This window comes from Arthrobacter sp. P4_F11 (genome assembly GCF_056401395.1).
On record NZ_JBFUJK010000004.1, the window covers coordinates 80,599 to 99,037 of the forward strand.

Annotated in this window: 18 protein-coding genes, 6 tRNA genes and 1 riboswitch; of the genes, 8 read left to right on the forward strand and 16 right to left on the reverse strand. The window is 67.8% G+C overall.

Going from position 1 to position 18,439, the window contains the following annotated elements; all coding sequences use genetic code 11:
* Positions 1 to 90: 90 nt before the first annotated feature.
* The 7 genes from AC1DRO_RS06275 to AC1DRO_RS06305 form a co-directional block, all read right to left on the reverse strand.
* Positions 91 to 1,449: an HRDC domain-containing protein gene (locus tag AC1DRO_RS06275; protein WP_476950201.1), complete on the reverse strand. Its 1,359-nt coding sequence runs from the start codon at positions 1,447 to 1,449 to the stop codon at positions 91 to 93.
* A 61-nt stretch (positions 1,450 to 1,510) separates the two neighbouring features.
* Complete coding sequence (locus tag AC1DRO_RS06280; RefSeq protein ID WP_018772438.1) at positions 1,511 to 2,158, reverse strand: DUF3000 domain-containing protein; 648 nt, start codon at positions 2,156 to 2,158, stop codon at positions 1,511 to 1,513.
* A gap of 72 nt (positions 2,159 to 2,230) precedes the next feature.
* Positions 2,231 to 3,319: a threonine aldolase family protein gene (locus tag AC1DRO_RS06285; protein ID WP_476950326.1), complete on the reverse strand. Its 1,089-nt coding sequence runs from the start codon at positions 3,317 to 3,319 to the stop codon at positions 2,231 to 2,233.
* Between the two features lie 128 nt (positions 3,320 to 3,447).
* Positions 3,448 to 4,230 (reverse strand): SDR family oxidoreductase, encoded by a 783-nt coding sequence (locus AC1DRO_RS06290; protein WP_476950202.1) that lies wholly within the window; start codon positions 4,228 to 4,230, stop codon positions 3,448 to 3,450.
* A complete protein-coding gene (locus AC1DRO_RS06295; RefSeq protein ID WP_476950203.1) occupies positions 4,227 to 5,633 on the reverse strand; it encodes a DUF6421 family protein in 1,407 nt (468 codons plus the stop codon). The genes AC1DRO_RS06290 and AC1DRO_RS06295 overlap by 4 nt, the downstream gene beginning before the upstream one ends.
* Positions 5,634 to 5,797: 164 nt before the next feature.
* A complete protein-coding gene (msrB, locus tag AC1DRO_RS06300) occupies positions 5,798 to 6,322 on the reverse strand; it encodes a peptide-methionine (R)-S-oxide reductase MsrB (RefSeq protein ID WP_476950204.1) in 525 nt (174 codons plus the stop codon).
* A 14-nt stretch (positions 6,323 to 6,336) separates the two neighbouring features.
* On the reverse strand, positions 6,337 to 6,825 hold the full coding sequence (locus AC1DRO_RS06305; RefSeq protein ID WP_028277022.1) for a hypothetical protein: 489 nt from the start codon (positions 6,823 to 6,825) through the stop codon (positions 6,337 to 6,339).
* 137 nt (positions 6,826 to 6,962) lie between these two features.
* Here AC1DRO_RS06305 and AC1DRO_RS06310 point away from each other — a divergent pair, with 137 nt between their 5' ends.
* A complete protein-coding gene (locus AC1DRO_RS06310) occupies positions 6,963 to 8,330 on the forward strand; it encodes an alpha/beta hydrolase family protein (RefSeq protein ID WP_476950205.1) in 1,368 nt (455 codons plus the stop codon).
* A 108-nt stretch (positions 8,331 to 8,438) separates the two neighbouring features.
* Here AC1DRO_RS06310 and ybaK read toward each other — a convergent pair whose 3' ends face one another.
* From ybaK to AC1DRO_RS06325, 3 genes are all read right to left on the reverse strand, one after another.
* Positions 8,439 to 8,936, reverse strand: a complete 498-nt coding sequence (ybaK, locus tag AC1DRO_RS06315) for a Cys-tRNA(Pro) deacylase (RefSeq protein WP_476950206.1) — start codon at positions 8,934 to 8,936, stop codon at positions 8,439 to 8,441.
* Positions 8,937 to 8,963: 27 nt separating this feature from the next.
* Positions 8,964 to 9,437, reverse strand: a complete 474-nt coding sequence (locus AC1DRO_RS06320; RefSeq protein ID WP_243179191.1) for a SufE family protein — start codon at positions 9,435 to 9,437, stop codon at positions 8,964 to 8,966.
* Between the two features lie 70 nt (positions 9,438 to 9,507).
* Positions 9,508 to 10,425, reverse strand: coding sequence for a sulfurtransferase (locus tag AC1DRO_RS06325; RefSeq protein ID WP_476944202.1), 918 nt, complete (start codon positions 10,423 to 10,425; stop codon positions 9,508 to 9,510).
* Between the two features lie 226 nt (positions 10,426 to 10,651).
* Here AC1DRO_RS06325 and zapE point away from each other — a divergent pair, with 226 nt between their 5' ends.
* Positions 10,652 to 11,689 carry a cell division protein ZapE gene (gene zapE / locus AC1DRO_RS06330; RefSeq protein ID WP_028277027.1) on the forward strand — a complete coding sequence of 346 codons (1,038 nt, stop codon included), beginning with the start codon at positions 10,652 to 10,654 and terminating at the stop codon, positions 11,687 to 11,689.
* Positions 11,690 to 11,863: 174 nt separating this feature from the next.
* Here the strand turns inward: zapE and AC1DRO_RS06335 are convergent, their stop codons facing one another.
* The 6 genes from AC1DRO_RS06335 to AC1DRO_RS06360 form a co-directional block, all read right to left on the reverse strand.
* Positions 11,864 to 12,133 carry an antitoxin gene (locus AC1DRO_RS06335; protein WP_243179173.1) on the reverse strand — a complete coding sequence of 90 codons (270 nt, stop codon included), beginning with the start codon at positions 12,131 to 12,133 and terminating at the stop codon, positions 11,864 to 11,866.
* A gap of 202 nt (positions 12,134 to 12,335) precedes the next feature.
* Positions 12,336 to 12,410: transfer RNA gene (locus tag AC1DRO_RS06340), tRNA-Val, on the reverse strand.
* Positions 12,411 to 12,448: 38 nt separating this feature from the next.
* Positions 12,449 to 12,521: transfer RNA gene (locus tag AC1DRO_RS06345), tRNA-Gly, on the reverse strand.
* A 55-nt stretch (positions 12,522 to 12,576) separates the two neighbouring features.
* Positions 12,577 to 12,651, reverse strand: a tRNA-Val gene (locus AC1DRO_RS06350).
* Positions 12,652 to 12,690: 39 nt separating this feature from the next.
* A tRNA-Cys gene (locus tag AC1DRO_RS06355) sits at positions 12,691 to 12,761 on the reverse strand.
* Positions 12,762 to 12,807: 46 nt separating this feature from the next.
* Positions 12,808 to 12,880: transfer RNA gene (locus AC1DRO_RS06360), tRNA-Gly, on the reverse strand.
* Positions 12,881 to 13,259: 379 nt separating this feature from the next.
* Between AC1DRO_RS06360 and AC1DRO_RS06365 the strand changes: the two genes are divergently transcribed.
* The 6 genes from AC1DRO_RS06365 to rpe all read left to right on the forward strand — a co-directional run bounded on the left by AC1DRO_RS06365 (position 13,260) and on the right by rpe (position 18,157).
* Positions 13,260 to 13,331, forward strand: a tRNA-Val gene (locus AC1DRO_RS06365).
* Positions 13,332 to 13,417: 86 nt separating this feature from the next.
* On the forward strand, positions 13,418 to 14,263 hold the full coding sequence (locus AC1DRO_RS06370; RefSeq protein WP_243179171.1) for a cytochrome: 846 nt from the start codon (positions 13,418 to 13,420) through the stop codon (positions 14,261 to 14,263).
* Positions 14,264 to 14,346: 83 nt separating this feature from the next.
* Positions 14,347 to 14,919, forward strand: a complete 573-nt coding sequence (gene def / locus AC1DRO_RS06375; RefSeq protein ID WP_476950207.1) for a peptide deformylase — start codon at positions 14,347 to 14,349, stop codon at positions 14,917 to 14,919.
* Positions 14,916 to 15,836 (forward strand): methionyl-tRNA formyltransferase, encoded by a 921-nt coding sequence (gene fmt / locus AC1DRO_RS06380; RefSeq protein ID WP_476943874.1) that lies wholly within the window; start codon positions 14,916 to 14,918, stop codon positions 15,834 to 15,836. The genes def and fmt overlap by 4 nt, the downstream gene beginning before the upstream one ends.
* Complete coding sequence (locus tag AC1DRO_RS06385; RefSeq protein WP_476950208.1) at positions 15,833 to 17,434, forward strand: RsmB/NOP family class I SAM-dependent RNA methyltransferase; 1,602 nt, start codon at positions 15,833 to 15,835, stop codon at positions 17,432 to 17,434. The genes fmt and AC1DRO_RS06385 overlap by 4 nt, the downstream gene beginning before the upstream one ends.
* Before the next feature lie 66 nt (positions 17,435 to 17,500).
* Positions 17,501 to 18,157, forward strand: coding sequence for a ribulose-phosphate 3-epimerase (rpe, locus tag AC1DRO_RS06390; RefSeq protein WP_028277032.1), 657 nt, complete (start codon positions 17,501 to 17,503; stop codon positions 18,155 to 18,157).
* 106 nt (positions 18,158 to 18,263) lie between these two features.
* Positions 18,264 to 18,415, forward strand: a riboswitch (FMN riboswitch).
* Positions 18,416 to 18,439: the final 24 nt, after the last annotated feature.

Here is an 18,439-nt window from a genome sequence, read left to right on the forward strand (position 1 = left end):
GGCAGGAAAGTTCCGAACGACATCATGCATCATGTTACTCGCCAGTAACATAGCTGGCAAGGAGGAGACGAGCGTCCCGGGAAGGAGCTGCTAGACGGTGGAACCCGACGGCGCCTCCGCGGCGGCCTTGGGTTCCTTTGCGGGCAGCGGCTCGGGGTGCAGGAAGGCCTCGGCAATGAGCGGAGCCGTGATTTCGATCTGCCACTGGCGCGCCCCGAGGTTCGCCAGTTCCTCGGCCACGCCTTCCTCGCTGCATTCTGCCGGTGGACGCCAGGCGACCCGCCGAAGATAGTCCGGGGTCAGCAGGTTCTCCACCGGCAGGTTCAGTTCCTCGGCCCTGCCCTGGAGTTTCGGACGGGCGGTGGCGAGCCTGGCGGCCGCCTCCGGGTCCCGGTCCGCCCAGACGCGCGGGGGCGGGGGAGCGTTGGTGGGCAGGTGCAGCGGCGGCAGGTCCTCCAGGGCCCGGGCCACGCCGATGCAGCGCAGCCAGCGGGGGGCTTCCCGCTGCGCGGCGCGGCCGTGGAAGCCCTTGGTGCCCAGGAGCTGGGGAACCGTGGAGGGCATCGCCTTGGCCGCGGCGACGAGCGCGGAGTCGGGGATCAGCCGGCCGGGGGCGACGTCACGCTTCTGGGCCAGGGAATCGCGTTCCAGCCACAGCTCCCGGACTGCGGCCAGTTGGCGGCGGTCCCGGATCTGGTGCAGTCCGGAGGTCTTGCGCCACGGATCAACGCGCGGCGGGGCCTGTCCGGCTTCGAGGATGGCGGCGAATTCCTGCTCGGCGTATTCCAGTTTCTCGTCCGCCACGAGCAGCTCAATCAGTTCCTCGCGCAGCTCGGTCAGGACTTCGACGTCGAGCGCGGCGTAGCGCAGCCACGGTTCCGGCAGGGGCCGGGTGGACCAGTCGGCGGCGGAGTGTTCCTTGGCCAAGCCGAAGCCCAGGAGCTGTTCGATGACGGCGGCGAGGCCCACCCGGGGCAGTCCGGCCAGGCGGGCGGCGAGCTCGGTGTCGAAGAGTTTGTCCGGCCACATGCCGAGTTCGGACAGGCAGGGCAGGTCCTGGCTGGCGGCGTGCAGGATCCATTCGACGCCGCGCAAAGCGTCATTGATGATGCTGAGGTCACCGAAAGGTTCGGGATCGATCAGCCAGGTTCCGGAGCCTTCGCGCCGGATCTGGACCAGGAAGGCGCGCTGGCCGTAGCGGAATCCCGAGGCGCGCTCCGCGTCCACGCCCGCAGGGCCGTGGCCGGCGGCGAGAGCCGCGGCGCAGCGTTCGAGTCCGGACTGGGTTTCAATGACCAGCGGCACGCCGTCGCGGGGAATGTCGAGGTCGATCACTTCAGGGACCAGGCTGTCGAAGCCTTCCACGGTGATGTGGGCTGTGGTGTCAGCAGCCTCGGCCGTGGTGCGACTGGCGCCGGCCGTGCTGATTTCCGGATTCTGAGGGGTCATGGTCTCTACAGTTTACCGACAACATGGCGTATAGGACCGTGACCGCGGCCGAACAGGCGCCTCATGCGTGTCCGCGGGGGCGGCGGGGAAGGGCCGTGACGCCCTCGGGCAGGGGCGGCAGTCCGGCGAAGGTGCAGACCATGTCCGACCACGCCTCCAGGTGCGAGGTGATGTCCGGGGTGGCCGGGGTCCAGGAGGCGCGGAGCTCAATGTCGATTGAATTCGGCCGGTCCGACAACGTTCCAAAGCTCTCCGAGAGCACCCGGGTGGCGGTGCCGCCGGCGGAGCGGTACGGGGCCTGATGGTTCTCCAGCGCTTCGACCAGCCAGGTCCACGCCACGGACCCCAGGAGTTCGTCGTTGCCCATCTCGGGTTCCAGCTGGGCGCGGATGTAGGTGACGATCCGGAATTCCCCGTCCCACACGGCAGAGCCGTCGGGATCGTGGAGCAGAATGAAGCGGCCAGTGGCCAGCTCGACGTCGTCGCTGCCGGACGCCCGTGCCAGGGCAGCGGCGGCCGGGCCGTGGACCGGTCCGCCGGCGGGGGAGTCGCCCGGGCCGATCACTTCCGCGCCCAGGGCCACCGCGAACGGCGCCAGACGGGACGGGGCCGGAATTTCGTCCAGGTGCAGCTCGCTGCGGCACCGTGCCTGCCGAAGGGTCCCCAAGGCGAAGAGGAAATCTGCCGGAACCTGATCGAGGGAGCTCACCTTGGAAGGTTATGCAACGGCCGGAGCCCTGCCCGGCAGGCTCGCCGCCGGGCAGGGGAAGCGGTGCACGGTTCAGGCAGCGGCGAGCTCGCGCTTGATAGCCGCAATGAAGGAATCAACGTCATCCTCGGTGGTGTCGAAGGAGCACATCCAGCGGACCTCGCGGGCCGCCTCGTTCCAGTCGTAGAAGCGGAAGGACTTGCGCAGCCGGTCCGCGACACCGGCAGGCAGGACGGCGAAGACGCCGTTGGACTCGGTCTTCTGGGTCAGTTCGACGCCGGGGATCGCCTCGACGCCGGCGCGCAGCCGGGCGGCCATGGCGTTGGCGTGCGAGGCCGAGCGCAACCACAGCTCACCCTCGAGGAGGGCAATGAACTGGGCGGACATGAACCGCATCTTGGAGGCCAGCTGCATGTTCATCTTGCGCAGGTAGACCAGGCCGTGTGCGGCCTCAGGGTTCAGGGCGACCACAACCTCGCCGAACAGCAGGCCGTTCTTCGTGCCGCCGAAGGAGAGGATGTCCACGCCGGCGTCACGGGTAAAGGCCCGCAGCGGGACCCCCAGGTGGGCGGCGGCGTTGGCCAGCCGGGCTCCGTCCATGTGCAGCTTCATGCCCTTTGCGTGGACATGCTCAGCGATGGCCCGGACCTCGTCCGGGGTGTAGCAGGTGCCGAGCTCGGTGGTCTGGGTGATGGACACGGCCAGCGGCTGGGCGCGGTGCTCGTCGCCCCAGCCCCAGGCTTCCTGGTCGATCAGTGCGGGGGTGAGCTTGCCGTCGGTGGTGGGGACCTGCAGCAGCTTGATGCCGCCGATCCGCTCCGGTGCACCGTTTTCGTCCATGTTGATGTGGGCGGTGGAAGCGCAAATGACCGCACCCCAGCGCGGGAGGAGCGACTGCAGGGACAGGACGTTGGCTCCGGTGCCGTTGAACACCGGGAAGCACTCGATGCCTTCGCCGAAGTGCTCTTCCATCAGCTGCTGCAGGCGCGCGGTGTAATCGTCCTCACCGTAGGAGACCTGGTGGCCTTCGTTGGCGGCGGCCAGAGCCGCGAGAACTTCCGGGTGCACGCCGGAATAGTTGTCCGAGGCGAAGCCGCGGACGGAGGGATCGTGGAGCCGCACCGCAGTGCCGGCAGGGACAGTGTCAACTGTGCTGGTCATCGTTTTGCTCACGCTTTCAGTCTAAGAGGTCGGGCCGCCCGGGCTAAGCCCGGGGCCCTGGATCGGGGCCCAGACCCTGTGCCACAGACGCTGGGGCTGTGGATCCGTGCCGCGGAATCAGGGATGTTTCAGCGGCTGAGCAGCAGCCGCTGGCCGTTCAGGTCGCCGGCAGGAGCGTTGAAGAGTCCCGCTGCGGCAGCCGCCAGGTCAGCCACGTCCGTGAAGCCCGGGAATTTGCGGTCCGGGGCCTTGGCCCGCATTTGCGCGTCAACGAGGGCTTTCACCACGAAAATGACGGCGGCGCTGCGCAACGCGGCGCTGTCCTGCCCGGCGTTGTCCTGTTGCGAGCTGTCCTGCCCGGGAGTGCCGGTGGCGTTGCCCGCGGCGTGGGCCCGGCGGAAGCCGTCAGCGACCGCCAGCGTCCAGGCCTCGGCGGCCGCCTTGGCCGCGGCGTAGCTCGCCCCCGCCGCCGTCGGGGCGCTTACCGCTGTCGAGGACACCATGGCGAATCGTCCGGCCTCCGAGGCAGCGAGGTCGTCGAAGAAGACGCGTGTGACGTTCCGCAGGGTCGTGACGGCGTTGCGTTCCAGGAAGTCCCAGTCGTCGTCGCTCTGGTCCGTGATGCCTTTCGCGCCGCGCCAGCCGCCCACCAGGTGGATAACGCCGTCGACGCGTCCGGCCATGCCTGCAATGCTTTCCCGCAGGGCGCGGACGTCGGCCAGGCTGGCGAGGTCGCAGGCGAGCGGCGTGACGCCGTCGCCGGCCTCGGCGGCGGCTGCCTCGATGCGCGCGGCATCCGATCCGACCGTCAAGACCCTGTGGCCGGCGCCGCGCAGGGCGCGGGCCGTCGCGATTCCCGACGGCCCGCTGCCCCCCGTGACCAGCACGTTCAAAGTGCGTCCGGCGCTCATCCGGCGTTCAGGGCCTGGGTGTCGCCGGACTTTGATCCCGTGTCTGAGGACCCTGTGATGCCGGCAGTGGATTCGATGACGGGACGCATCTTCTTCTCCAGCGCCTCGTAGAACATGGAGAGCGGGAACTCGTCGTCGAGGACCTGGTCCGTGAGGCCGCGGGGCGGACCGTCCAGGGGGAGGGCGTCCGGACCCTTGGCCCAGACCGAGGCCGGGTTGGGCGTGACCGTGCCGGAGATGAGCTCGTAGGCGGCGAGCCAGTGGGCCATCTTGGGGCGGTCGATCGAGCGCCAGTAAAGTTCCTCGATCTTCGCGCCGAGTTCAACCACGACGTCGGCAGCCTCGTCCCAGTCGATGCTGAGTTTGCTGTCGGTCCAGTGCAGGACGTGGTGCTGGTGCATCCAGGCGAAGAGCAGCTGGCCGCCAAGGCCGTCGTAGTTCCGCACGCGAGTGCCGGTAATGGCGAAGCGGAAGATGCGGTCGAAGATCACGGCGTACTGGACCAGCTTGGCGTGCCGGCGGGCCTCCGGGTCAGCGTCCTCGTCCTTCTCGATCTTCACGGATTCGCGGAAGGCGGTGAGGTCGCAGCGCAGCTCCTCCAGTGAATAGAGGAAGAACGGCATGCGCTGCTTGATCATGAACGGGTCGAAGGGCAGGTCGCCGCGCATGTGGGTGCGGTCGTGGATCAGGTCCCACATGACAAAGGTTTCCTGCGTCAGCTGCTGGTCCTCCAGGAGCCCGGCGGCGTCCTCGGGCAGCTGCAGGGAGGTGATCTCGGCGGCGGCGCGCAGGACGCGGCGGAAGCGTGCGGCCTCGCGGTCGGCGAAGATCGCGCCCCACGTAAACGTCGGGGTCTCGCGGACCGCGACGGTCTCGGGGAACAGGACTGCGGAGTTGGTGTCGTAGCCTGCGGTGAAGTCGAGGAACCGGATCGGGACGAAGAGCTTGTTGGAGTATTCGCCGGTTTCCAGGCCGCCGATGAATTCCGGCCAGATGACCTCGATCAGCACGGCCTCGACGAGGCGGCTGCTGCTGCCGTTCTGGGTGTACATCGGGAACACGACCAGGTGCTGGAGTCCGTTTACCCGGTGCTGCTGCGGCTGGAACGCCTGCAGGGAGTCCAGGAAGTCCGGGACCCCGAAGCCGCCATCGGCCCAGCGGTCAAAGTCGGTGACCAGCAGTTCCAGGTAGTTCGCGTCATGCGGGAAGGACGGGGCCAGGGCCGCGACCGCCGTGGTGATGGTTGCGACGTGGCCGGCCGCGGCTTCGTGGGCTTCGGCATCCGGCACGGAGCCGTCCTGGACCTGGAGAGCGCGCAGGGCGGTGGCGGCAGCCTTGAGCCGCAGCCATTCCTGGTTGCCGGCGGTGATCGGGGCGGGGGCGGTAAGAGCGGTCGTGGTCATCGTCGACGGTCGCCTTTCTGTTTGCTGTGGAGCGTGTCGCTGGATCTGAATCGAGCGTAGCAAGCAAACAGAGACTCTAATGCAAAATTGCCTCGAGCATAAGAAAGTCTGTGGCAAGTGATTCTGAAAAGCCGTTCCAGCGGAAGGAGAGGCAGGGCTGCGGGCTACTGCCCGGCGTCGTCCGCGGGAACCAGCTTCAGGGAAACCGAGTTGATGCAAAAGCGCTGGTCCGTGGGGGTGCCGTAGCCCTCGCCGTCGAACACGTGCCCCAGGTGGGAATCACATGTGCTGCAGCGGACTTCCACCCGGTCCATGCCCATGGTGCGGTCATGGATGTAGCGGACGGTGCCCTCGGCGAGCGGCGCCCAGAAGGACGGCCAGCCGCAGTGCGAGTCGAACTTTTCGTTGCTGGTGAAGAGTTCGGTGCCGCAGGCCCGGCACTTGTAGACACCCCGGGTGTGGGTGTCCCAGTATTCGCCGGTGTACGGCCGCTCGGTGCCTGCCTGGCGGAGCACGCGGTACTCCTCAGGCGTCAGTTCCTCGCGCCACTGGGCGTCCGTCTTTTGGACGGGCGTTCCGGCCGGAGTCTGGTCAAAGGCCGTGGCGGCGGGGTCGGCTGCGGGTTCGGTCGCGGGCTCGGTGGCGGGCACTGCCGAGGGCATGGATTTAGGCCTGTTAAAGATACTCATAGCCTCAATAACGCTCAAGAGTCCCCGATAAATCCCGAACCGGCGTACAGATGCAGGACGGGCAGCCCCAGCTTGTCCTGTGCCTTGGTGGCCCAGTCGGTGTGGAACGTGTCGGCCACGGCGTGCGGGCGGGTGATGACCACCGCCTGTCCGGCGCTGAGTTCCTTGACCTTGGCAACCAGGCCGTCAACGGCCTTGCCCTCGACGACTTCGCCCGAGACGCCGCCGCCCAGACCGGCCAGCGCGGCCAGTGAGGCGGCCAGAGTGTCGGCTGCTTCGGCCCGCTCCCCGGCGGGATCCGAGTGTGCTGTCAGTTCACGGAAGGCCTTGGCGATTTCAAGCATGGAAAGGTTTTCCAGGAAATCCACCACCAGGTGCCGCTCGGTGTTGGCCGGCACCAGGATCAGCAGGGGCGCATCACCGCCGGCAATCAGGGTTTCAATATTGACGCGGTCATCCGCACCGAGGGGCTCTTCTGTCAAAATGACGATTGGATCACTCATGACCCCAGCCTAGTCGCGCTCGTGTTGACCTGCATCGTTGTGTCCCGGGGGACCCTGGCGTGTCTGTACCGGCCCGACCGTGCGCCTGAAACCCCGCCGATGCCGTAGTTGGGCTGCGCTTCAGTAAGAATGGTGCCATGGCATCCTCCCTGCGCCTCCGCCCGGACCTCCGCCAGGCCGCTGCCCGCCAGGCCGCTGCCCGCCAGGCCGCTGCCCGCAGAACAGCACTCCCCGTCGCGTCAGCCCCCGGCGGCGTGACGTCCGGGAGCGCCAAGTGGGCGGTGGGGGGCATCATCGGCGGCAGCGCCGCTGCGGGCGTGCTCGCCGCCGGCTCCTCGGCCCTCGCCCTCTACTTCGCCCGCCGCGTCATCACCCCGGCCCGGTTCCGGGCAGAGGACCAGGAAGTGCTGGCCGTCATCCGCGAGGGACGGGCGCTGCGGGTCATTTTCGCCGCCACCCCCGACGCCACGGTGGACGGGGTGTACGGATTCTTCTTCGACGGCGGCCGCGGGCATGCGCGGATCGGCCGGATCCTGTCCTACTCTCCGGCCGAACGCACCGTGCTGCGCGAGGTCGAGCACGTCTACAGCGGGGACATGGCCACGGCCCGGCGCGGCTGGTGGAGCGGTGCGGCCTATCCGGATCCGGCCGCCCTGGGGTTTCCGGTGGAGGACGTGCTGATCGATGTCGACGCCGGGACCGCGCCGGCCTGGCTTGTCCGCGCCGCGCCGGCCGTGGCGGAGGATGTGGCCCCCGACGTGTGGGCGATCATGGTGCACGGACGCGGGGCCACCCGGCAGGAAGGGTTGCGGGCTGTCCGGACCGCCAGGGAACTGGGCATGTCCAGCCTGCTGATCTCCTACCGGAACGACGGCCTGGCCCCGTCAGCCAGCGACGGGCGGTATGGCCTGGGCTCCACCGAATGGCGCGACGTCGAGGCCGCCATCGGCTACGCCGTGCAGCAGGGCGCCCGCGAGGTGGTTTTGTTCGGCTGGTCGATGGGCGGCGCGATCTGCCTCCAGACCGCTGACCTTTCCCGGCACCGCAACCTGATCCGGGCCATGGTCCTGGATGCGCCGGTGATCAACTGGGTCAACGTGCTGGCCCACCACGCGGAACTGAACCGGATTCCGTCGTCCGTGGGCCGCTACGGACAACTGATGCTCAGCCACCGCCTGGGCCGGCGGCTGACCGGGCTCGCCGCGCCCGTCGACCTCAAAGCAATGGACTGGGTCTCGCGGGCCGTGGAGCTGAGGACGCCGACCCTCATTGTGCACAGCGTGGACGACGAGTACGTACCTTACGGGCCCTCCGCGGCGCTGGCCGAGAAAAACCCCGAGATGGTCACCTTCGAGCCCTTCGACAAGGCCCTGCATACCAAGGAATGGAACGTGGACCCGGAACGCTGGGAGCGGCAGGTCTCGGCCTGGCTCCGGCAGCAGCTGGCGCCCCGCGCCAACCCCGGCGACCAGGAGCCTCCGGCCGGCAATGCCGCATTCAATTGACAGTTCGCTGACAGATCACTGACAGATCATTGACGGTTCGTTGACAGATCACGGCAGTGTTGTGCGCGACCATTGCCGTGATCCGCCGTCTCGACATCTGGGGCCGGGTCAGCCGCGCCGGGTCCCGATCCTGGCGGTGCGGGCAGCCGTGAGCCGAATGAGCTCGGCCGGATCCAGCTCGATGTCCAGGCCGCGCCGTCCGCCCGAAACGAGGATGGTCTCCAGCGCCAGTGCGCTCTCATCCACCACCGTGGGGGAGGACTGGCGCTGGCCGAGCGGTGAGATGCCGCCGAGAACGTATCCGGTCCGCCGCTGCGCCGCGGCCGGATCGGCCATCTCTGCTTTCTTGCCGCCTAAAGCCGCGGCCATCGCCTTGAGGTCCAGGCTGCCGCTGACCGGCACGACGCCGACGGCGAGCCGGCCGTCGACGTCGACCATCAGGGTCTTGAACACCCGGTCAGGGTCGACGCCGAGCACCTCCGCCGCCTCCAGGCCATAACTGGCCGCCGCGGGGTCATGGGTGTAGGGGTGGGCCACAAAGGGAACCCCGGCGGCCGCGAGTGCCGCGGTGGCCGGAGTTCCCTGCGACGCGTGCTTGCGGGCCATGTTCTCTGGCTGTCCGGGCGCTGAGGGTCAGGACTGCGCCGACGGCTGGCGGTCTCCGGACGCGACGACCTTGCGCTTGATCCGGCCCAGCATGGCGGTCATTCCGCGCATGCGCAGGGGAGTGATGGCCCGGGTGAGGCCCAACAGTTCGGGCATGTCGTCCGGGACGGCCAGGATTTCCGCGGCGCTGAGCCCGTCGAGGCCTTCGTGGAGGACTCCGGCAAACCCGCGGGTGGTCGGGGCCTCCTTGGGTGCCTTGAAGTAGAGCCGGACGCGCTCAGGCGCGTCGCCGTCGGCCTGTTCCGTCTCGACGGTGAGGAACAGCGGCGTCTGGCACTCCACTACCTGCTCGAGCAGCTCCGGATGGTCCCGGAGCCGCTCCGGAAGTTCCGGAAGCCCCTGCGAGAACTCAAGGAGCAGCTGCAGCCGCTCTGCTTCGGTCAGGGCCTGGAAATCGTCGACAATGTCCGCCAGTGCGGCGGGGAGGGCTGAAGTATTCATCACTCCCAGCTTACGCAGGCGCGCCGATTGTGTCCCTGTCGGGACCGGTCCCGCTCCACGGTCACAGCGGCTAACGGCCGGCCGGAACCGCGCCGCGTTCGGCACCCTTGACGATCGGGACGCGCACGGCGTTGCCCCATTCGGTCCAGGAGCCGTCGTAGTTCCGCACGGTCTCAAAGCCCAGCAGGTACTTCAGCGCAAACCAGGTGTGGCTGGACCGCTCGCCGATCCGGCAGTACGCCACGACGTCGTCGCCTTCGTTCAACCCGGCCTCGCCGAGGTAGAGGGCCTCGAGCTCGCCGCGGTTCCGGTACGTGCCGTCGCCGGCCGCCGCACGGGCCCAGGGGATGGAGGCCGCCGTGGGGATGTGGCCGCCGCGCAGCGCGCCCTCTTCCGGGTAGGCGGGCATGTGGGTGCGCTGGCCGGTGTACTCCTCGGTCGAGCGGACGTCGATCAGCGGCTTGCCGAAGTGCGCCAGGACGTCATCCTTGAAGGCGCGGATCGGGGCGTCGTCCCGCTCCACGACGGGGTAGTCGGCGGGGGTGGCGACGGTCGTGACGGTGGAGAGCGCCCGGCCTTCCGCGATCCACTTGTCCCGGCCGCCGTCCAGGAGCCGGACGTCCTCGTGGCCGAAGAGCGTGAACACCCACAGGGCGTACGCGGCCCACCAGTTCGACTTGTCGCCGTAAATGACCACCGTGCTGTCCCGGGAAATGCCCTTGGACGCGACCAGCGCGGCGAAGGCTTCGCCGTCGACGTAGTCGCGGGTCACCTCGTCGTTCAGGTCCGTGTGCCAGTCGATTTTCACCGCGCCGGGGATGTGTCCGGTCTCGTACAGGAGGACGTCTTCGTCGGATTCGACCACCACGAGATTGCCGCCGTCGAGGGCCCCCTCCTCGATCGCGGTGGCCAGCCATTCCGTGGACACCAGGCGGTCAGGGTGGGCGTAGGCGGCGAATTTCTCGTTCTGCTCAACGGGGTAGGTCATTGCGATGGCCTTTCACTTGAACGGTCAGGAGGCCGGGCGCGGAAAGCGTGCGCCGCGCCCGGCCTGTTACAACACTAGTCACGGGCCGGTGGGAATGCTCCACCGGGTTCACACGGGGAAATGTGGTCTTCCTCACGCCGGCCGCGGGTCCACAGCCGCGCACGCGGGCCGGCCAGGCTTTGCCGGTATTCTTGCTGGGGACAAGAGACCAGCAGAACGGACCACCTTGGTACAGATCGAACAGCTCGCCGCCCGCACACCGGCAGTTTCCGTGGATGAACTCCTCAATGGGTTCTATCCATCGCCGCGGTTCGGTGAGGTGTCGTTTTCCAGCTACCGGCCCGATCCCGCCCAGCCCAGCCAGGCCCATGCGGTCCATGCCCTGCAGCATTTTGCGGCCGGCGTGGGCGCACGCGACGGCGACGGGCTGTTCAAGCGGCTCTTCGGCAAGAAGGACACTTCCCGGGCCGGGATCTACCTCGACGGCGGATTCGGTGTGGGCAAGACCCACCTGCTGGCATCGCTGTGGCACGCCGCCCCCGGGCCCAAGGCCTTCGGCACGTTCGTCGAATACACCAACCTCGTCGGTGCGCTGTCCTTCCGCAAGACCGTTGAGGCCCTGAGCCACTACAAGCTGGTCTGCATCGATGAATTTGAGCTCGATGATCCGGGCGACACTGTGCTCATGTCCCGGCTCATGCGCGAACTCGCCGACGCCGGCGTGAAGCTTGCCGCCACATCGAACACGCTGCCGGGGTCCCTCGGGGACGGGCGCTTCGCCGCCGTCGACTTCGCCCGGGAAATCCAGGTGCTGGCGGACCAGTTCGACGTCGTGCGGATCGACGGCGAGGACTTCCGCCACCGTGGCCTGCCGGCCGCGCCGTCGCCGCTGCGCAATGATGACCTGACCCACCACATGCATGCCGAGTTCGACGGCAAGACCGTGGCCCGCGATGAGTTCAGCACCTTGATCAACCACCTGGCCGGCGTGCACCCGAGCCGTTACCGCCAGCTGCTGGAGGGGATCGAGGGCGTGGTCTGGAAGAACGTGCACACGATTACCGAGCAGGCCGTTGCGCTGCGCTTCGTGGTGCTGGCTGACCGGCTGTACGACAAGGACGTGCCCATCCTTGCCAGTGGTGTGCCGTTCGACCAGCTCTTCACCGAGGAAATGATGACCGGCGGGTACATGAAGAAGTACTTCCGCGCCGTCTCCAGGCTGACCGCGCTGGCCCGCGAGGGCCAAAACCACGAACCGTCCTAGCGCCGGTTCCCACCAAGTACAACGCCAAATCCAACGCGGGCTCAGTTACGGCCCATCCGGATGCACCGGATGGGCGCGAAGTGACCCCGCGTTGCCTGGTTGAAGTCGCCGTTAAATGCCGGAGGTGCCGGCGCCGCCTCTCGGCGGGACCGGCACCTCGCTGACGGATCTGGGTCAGAGGCCTGGCTGGCGGGGTTCCCCGGTTACGGGGGGCTCACCGGCTGCGGGAGTCTGATCGGCGACCGGGGCCGAATTCGGCCGGTCGTTCGCCTTGTCCACGAAGTCGGAAGCGCCACGCTGCACGGCATCGATCGTGCCGGCGTGCTTACCGCCGGTCTTGGAGTCGACGAAGTCGCCTGCCTTTTCGATGCCGTCCTTGATGGCTTCTTCGTTGCCACCAATAACTTGCTGAGCCTTGCCCTTTAGATCGTCAAGTAAACCCACGGGCACCTCCCTTCGGTCGCGGAGCCAGATCGCTCCTTGCGTTTTCTACCCTAGCGGGAGGTGGCGGGGGTGCCAAGGGTGTCCGCCCAGAGGATAAAAGATGGAAGGCCAGGTGCACAGGGTAGAAGGGCCCGGAGTGCACAAACCCGCAGTTCACAAACGGAGCACACAAAAAAGAGCAGCTCCGGGGGAGCTGCTCTTGTGGTGGGCGATACTGGGATCGAACCAGTGACCTCTTCCGTGTCAGGGAAGCGCGCTACCGCTGCGCCAATCGCCCGCAACCGGAAGGATCCGGAGTGGAGTTGTAATGAAGAGAGCGGACGACGAGATTCGAACTCGCGACATCCACCTTGGCAAGGTGGTGCTCTACCAGCTGAGCTACGTCCGCATTTAGTCCATGCCGGCTGGGCCGGTGGTACTGCATCAAGCAAGTTGCCTTGCTCTGGTGGGCGATACTGGGATCGAACCAGTGACCTCTTCCGTGTCAGGGAAGCGCGCTACCGCTGCGCCAATCGCCCCTTGCATCCGATCGAAACCGGAAACCAGGGTTTTCACCGAGGTGGGTACGGGATTCGAACCCGTGTATACGGCTTTGCAGGCCGCTGCCTCGCCTCTCGGCCAACCCACCGTGTAGACAGGATTCCGAAGAACCTTTGCCGTGACAGTGTCCTGCGAGCGGACGACGAGATTCGAACTCGCGACATCCACCTTGGCAAGGTGGTGCTCTACCAGCTGAGCTACGTCCGCATTGTTGGTGTGCATTTCCTTGCCGCATTCGGCATTTCCTCGCGTTCCAACGAGTAAGAACTCTATAGGAGGTTCTGGGAATCTACAAATCGAGACCCATTGGCCCGCGTTCCATGGCCTTACTTCCCCGAGTTCTAGGGGATTTTGCTAATTACAGCGCTGTAATTAGCGTCGGTGTCCAGCCGTGGTCCTAAGGGGCGCCGGGACTACTGACCGGGCCTTCTGAGTGGCACGACTGGAACGGGTCGGGGGGCTGGTGGACACTGCCCGTGCACAAGCCCGTTGCGGGGGAGTATTGGGCCCGCATTCCCGCCGCGGCCAGGTTCCCCCGGGCCGATTTCTAAAATCCGCCCGGGTGGGCTAGCATTCAATGTCGTTAGGGCGATTGGCGCAGTGGTAGCGCGCTTCGTTCACACCGAAGAGGTCACTGGTTCGAACCCAGTATCGCCCACTAACGAAATGGTCTGTTCCGCTGACTCAGCGGGGCGGGCCATTTTGCTTTTCATCGTTGTCTGACCCCCGTGAAAGAGTCTTCATATGACCGCTCCACTCCTCGCCCACGCCACGGACTATGGCCGCATGTACGCCCGCTCCACGTCGGCACAGTTCTCCGTCCCTTCCATCACCACGGTGATCGGCCAGCAGCCGCACGGCCTGGATGGCTGGTTCGGGTACATGGGCGCCAACAGCCTGGCCCAGGATCCCGAGCTCCCCGGCATCCTGGGGAGCCCGGCCAAACTGCGGCAGGCGGTCAGCCGGGCCGCCAAGGCGGCGGAGTCGTACCGGGACGATGCCGCCAAACGCGGCGACCGGGTCCACAACTATTGCGAGCAGGTTGCGCTTCGTGCGCTCGGCCGGCCGCACCAGATGAAGGAAACACGGGAGGCACTGGCCGCCAACGGCGAGGAAGCCTTCGCGGCACGCTTCGACGAATGGTGGGAGCTCTTCCAGGTTGAACCCATCGCTCCGGAAATTACGGTGTGGAACAAGACGGTCGGCTATGCCGGCACCCTGGACCTCGTGGCACGGATCAATGGCCGGACCTGTCTTATCGACTACAAGACCAAGGGCACCAGCCGGGACGGTACCGTCAAACCGCTTGATGACAAGGTGGTCATGCAGCTCGTGGCGGGCATGAAGGCTGAGGAAAGCCTCGTGGATCCCGTCGCGGGGGAGTGGGAGGCCTGGCAGCACGGCGAGTCCCCGATCCTCCTGGCCGTGGCGGTCGGCGAGACCGAGGTCCGTCCGCAGCGGGCCAACCCCGAGGTCCTGAAGCATCACTGGTGGAAATTCTGTGCGCTGCGCCGCGTGTGGGAGATGTCCGCCGACACGGCAACCGCCGGAGCAGCACTGCTCCCGCTGGCGCCGCCCGTGAAGCGCTGACCAGAAGCAACCAACAGAAGCACGGGCAGCTGCAACTAAACTGGACTGGACCCCTAGCCGCCCACCGTGAGGACAGACTGCACATGGCCATTTTGAATATCCGCATCATCGGAGATCCTGTGCTGCGCACAGTCGCCGATCCCGTGACGGAATTCGGGCCTGAACTGGCAAAGCTCGTCGCCGACATGACCGAAACCATGGAGGATGTCGAGGGCGCCGGCCTGGCCGCGCCCCAGGTCGGTGTGAGCCTGCGCGTCTTCACCTACCGGATCGGCGGCGTCGAGGGTCACATCGTCAACCCCGTGCTGGAAAGCAGCGAGGACTTCCAGCCGGACCAGGTTGAGGGATGCCTGTCCATCCCGGGTCTGGGCTTCCGCGTCCGCCGGTACCGCCACACCCGGGTGACCGGCGTGGACCTGCACGGCAACCCCGTCACCGTGGAGGGCGAGGACATGCTGGCGCGCTGCTTCCAGCACGAGACCGACCACCTGGACGGCATTCTCTACACCGACCGGCTCGAGGGCGAAGACCGTAAGGCCGCCCTGCGCGCCATCCGCAATGCCAACTACGACGCCATCACGGAACAGACAACCACCAAGCGCGCGAAGAGCGTCGGGACGAGCTTTGGCGGGTCCAGCTTCGGAATCACCCCGTGAGGGTTCTCTTCGCCGGAACCCCCGCTGTCGCCGTGCCGTCGCTCGACGCCCTTGTCGACGCCGGGTTCGACGTCGTCGCTGTCCTCACCCGCCCGGACGCACCGCTGGGACGCAAACGCGTCCTGACGCCGTCGCCCGTGGCCGCCAGGGCCGCCGAGCTCGGCATTGAGATCATCCACGCCGCCAAAGTCGATGCCGGGGTCACCGCCCGCATTGCCGCCGCAGCACCGGACGTTGCGGCGATCGTGGCCTATGGCGGGCTGATTCCCCCCGCGGCCCTCGCTGTCCCCCGCCACGGCTGGGTAAACCTGCACTTCTCCTTACTGCCGGCCTGGCGCGGCGCAGCCCCCGTGCAGCGCGCCGTCATCGCCGGCGACGACGTCACAGGTGCCGTCACCTTCCGCCTGGAGGAGGGGCTGGACACCGGTCCGGTCTTCGGGACCCTCACGGAGACCGTGCACGCCGCCGATACCGCCGGGGCCCTGCTCGAACGCCTCTCCCACAGCGGCGCGGTCCTGCTGGCCCAAACGCTGTCCGCCATCGACGCCGGCAAGGCCGTCGCGCTCCCGCAGCAGGGCGACGTCAGCCTGGCACCCAAACTCAGTCTCGAAGACGGCCGGCTCGACTGGCAGCAGCCCGCCCTGGCGATCGGCCGCCGTGCCCGCGGCGTCACGCCGGAGCCGGGCGCCTGGACACTTCTGGAGGGCCAGCGGATCAAACTGGAGCCAGTGCTGCCGGCAGCGGACTCGGCGGCGCTTCGGCCCGGACAGCTGGCCATGGACGGGAAACGGGTTCTCGTCGGTACGGGATCGCACCCGGTGGAATTGACGCGGGTGCAACCCGCGGGCAAGAAAATGATGGCCGCCGCTGATTGGGCGCGTGGGCAGGCAACACTTGAAAGCGTGGTATTCGAATGAGCGGTTCCGGGACCAGCGGCAACAGCCGAGGCAGTGGCCAGGGCGCCGGGGGCGGCAGCAGGCGGAACGCCCAGGGCCGGGAACGCAACCGCGGCCCGCAGCGCGGCTTCACCGAGAGCGCCCCGTCCCAGCGGACCCGCCGTGCCGATCCGGCCCGGCTGGTTGCCTTTGAAGTGCTCCGCGCCGTGGCCGCCGAGGACGCCTACGCGAACCTGGTGCTCCCGGCCCGGATCCGGCACCACGGGCTGGACAAGCGCGACGCCGGTTTCGCCACCGAGCTCAGCTATGGCGCCCTCCGCGGCCAGGGCACGTACGACGCCATCCTGGCCCGGTGCGTGGACCGTCCGCTTGAGGAGCTGGATCCCGCGATCCTGGATGCCCTGCGGATCGGGGTGCACCAGCTGCTCGCCATGCGCGTGCCCGCTCACGCCGCCTTGGACCAGACGGTGGGGCTGGCCCGCGCCGTGATCGGGGCCGGGCCCTCCGCACTGATCAACGCCGTCCTGCGCAAAGTCTCCGCCCGCACCCTCGACGAGTGGCTCGACCTGCTGCTCAGCACCGAGACCGATGCCACCACGATCGCGTCCATCCGCTACGCCCACCCGGAATGGATCGTCCGCGCGCTCCGCCAGTCGCTCGTGGCCCACGGCCGGGCGGTTTCTGAGATTGACGCGCTCCTCGAAGCCGACAACGCCGCACCCGTGGTGAACCTTGTGGCGCTGCCCGGCGTCGGCAGCCTCGACGAGGCCCTGGAAGGCGGGGCCACCCCGGGCGAGCTCGTCGAGGGATCCGCGCTCTCCAGCGGCGGGGACCTCGGCCGGCTCGCCTCGGTCCGTGACGGAAGCACCCGTGTCCAGGACGTCGGTTCGCAGCTCGTGGCCCGCGCCATGGCCGCCGTCGATCTCGGCACAACCCCCGGCGCCCGGCCCGAAAACAACATCAGCGCAGACCCCGGCACAAATTCTGGCGGCGAAGCGGAGACGGACAGCGGGGGCGCGGGGGAGCGCTGGCTGGATCTCTGTGCCGGTCCCGGCGGCAAAGCCGCCTTGCTCGGAGCCCTCGCCCGGCAGCGGGGCGCCCACCTGCTGGCCAACGAGTCCGCCCCGCACCGTGCCAAACTCGTGCGGCAGGCCCTGTCCGCGGTCCCGCGGGAGGCCTGGGAGGTAAGGACCGGGGACGGCCGCGACATTGGCGCCGAGCAGCCGGAGTCGTTCGACCGCGTCCTGGTGGATGTCCCGTGCACCGGCCTGGGCGCCCTGCGCCGGCGTCCGGAGTCGCGCTGGCGGCGCACGCCCAAGGACCTCGTGGACCTTGGCCCGCTGCAGCGCCAGCTGCTCAACTCCGCGATCGACGCGGTCAAGCCCGGCGGCGTGGTGGCGTACGTGACATGTTCGCCGCACCCGGCAGAGACCACCGCCGTCGTCAGTGATGCCCTGCGCAAGCGCGAGGACCTCGAGCTCCTCGACGCCGGCGCCGTGCTGGACGGCGTCAGCCTCACCGGCCACCTCGAGGCCGGGCACGAGCTCACCGCCCAGCTCTGGCCGCACGTGCACCAGACGGACGCCATGTTCCTGGCGCTGATTCGCAAGTTGGCCTGAGTTTCGCTGATACTGGGGCACTGCCACCAAGAACGAACCAGCAAAGTACGAACGTGAAGGAAATCCATGGCCCAGTGCTGCATCAACCCGAGCATCCTTTCGGCTGACTTCGTCAACCTTGAGGCCGAACTGCGCCGTATCAGCAATGCCGATGCGGTGCATGTGGACGTCATGGACAATCATTTCGTGCCCAACCTGACCATCGGGCTGCCTGTGGTGCAGCGCATCCAGGCCGTCAGCCCGGTGCCGCTGGACGCCCACCTGATGATCGCCGACGCGGACCGCTGGGCGCCGGGCTTCGCCGACGCCGGGATTGCCTCGGTGACGTTCCACGCCGAAGCCTCGATCGCGCCGATCAAACTCGCGCGGGAACTGCGCGCCCGCGGGGCCAAAGCCGGCATGGCGCTGCGTCCGGGCACCCCCGTGGAGCCCTATCTGGACATGCTCCCGGAACTGGACCTGCTGTTGATCATGACGGTGGAGCCAGGCTTCGGCGGGCAGTCTTTCCTGGACCTGACGCTGCCCAAGATCCGGCGGGCCCGCGCTGCCATTGACGGGTCCGGGGTCGCGGTGGCACTGCAGGTGGATGGCGGCATCACCGAGGAGACGATCGTGCGCGCGGCAGAGGCGGGGGCGAACGTCTTTGTTGCGGGGTCAGCCGTCTACGGCGCCGCGGATCCGGCGGCGGCTGTCGAAAGGCTCCGGGCGGCGGGGTCCCGCTGACGCGCGGTCCCGGCGGGGAACTGCTGCGAAGATGACGCCGGGCGTAACATCGGCATCCGGGGAATAGCCCGGGCAGGGCCGCAGTTGTGTCAGAATAACAACACACATACGTGCTCCGGGGTCGGTGTAAGTCCGAACCGGCGGTGACAGTCCGCGACCCGCGCGCCAGCGCCCTCCCTCGGGAAGGAAGCCGGCAAACGGTTGAACCGGTGAAATTCCGGTACCGACAGTTAAAGTCTGGATGAGAGAAGCACGTACAGCTGTTACTGCGGCGCCCCAACG

Bases quoted from the DNA above. Each gene is read 5' to 3' on its own strand.
- ybaK (WP_476950206.1), bottom strand. From the start codon at position 8,936: ATGGCCCGCAAGCACGCGTCGCAGGGAACTCCGGCCACCGCGGCACTC.
- AC1DRO_RS06385 (WP_476950208.1), top strand. From the start codon at position 15,833: ATGAGCGGTTCCGGGACCAGCGGCAACAGCCGAGGCAGTGGCCAGGGC.
- def (WP_476950207.1), top strand. From the start codon at position 14,347: ATGGCCATTTTGAATATCCGCATCATCGGAGATCCTGTGCTGCGCACA.
- rpe (WP_028277032.1), top strand. From the start codon at position 17,501: ATGGCCCAGTGCTGCATCAACCCGAGCATCCTTTCGGCTGACTTCGTC.
- AC1DRO_RS06310 (WP_476950205.1), top strand. From the start codon at position 6,963: ATGGCATCCTCCCTGCGCCTCCGCCCGGACCTCCGCCAGGCCGCTGCC.
- AC1DRO_RS06290 (WP_476950202.1), bottom strand. From the start codon at position 4,230: ATGAGCGCCGGACGCACTTTGAACGTGCTGGTCACGGGGGGCAGCGGG.
- AC1DRO_RS06295 (WP_476950203.1), bottom strand. From the start codon at position 5,633: ATGACCACGACCGCTCTTACCGCCCCCGCCCCGATCACCGCCGGCAAC.
- AC1DRO_RS06275 (WP_476950201.1), bottom strand. From the start codon at position 1,449: ATGACCCCTCAGAATCCGGAAATCAGCACGGCCGGCGCCAGTCGCACC.
- AC1DRO_RS06325 (WP_476944202.1), bottom strand. From the start codon at position 10,425: ATGACCTACCCCGTTGAGCAGAACGAGAAATTCGCCGCCTACGCCCAC.
- AC1DRO_RS06370 (WP_243179171.1), top strand. From the start codon at position 13,418: ATGACCGCTCCACTCCTCGCCCACGCCACGGACTATGGCCGCATGTAC.
- AC1DRO_RS06305 (WP_028277022.1), bottom strand. From the start codon at position 6,825: ATGAGTGATCCAATCGTCATTTTGACAGAAGAGCCCCTCGGTGCGGAT.
- AC1DRO_RS06320 (WP_243179191.1), bottom strand. From the start codon at position 9,437: ATGAATACTTCAGCCCTCCCCGCCGCACTGGCGGACATTGTCGACGAT.
- msrB (WP_476950204.1), bottom strand. From the start codon at position 6,322: ATGAGTATCTTTAACAGGCCTAAATCCATGCCCTCGGCAGTGCCCGCC.
- AC1DRO_RS06285 (WP_476950326.1), bottom strand. From the start codon at position 3,319: ATGACCAGCACAGTTGACACTGTCCCTGCCGGCACTGCGGTGCGGCTC.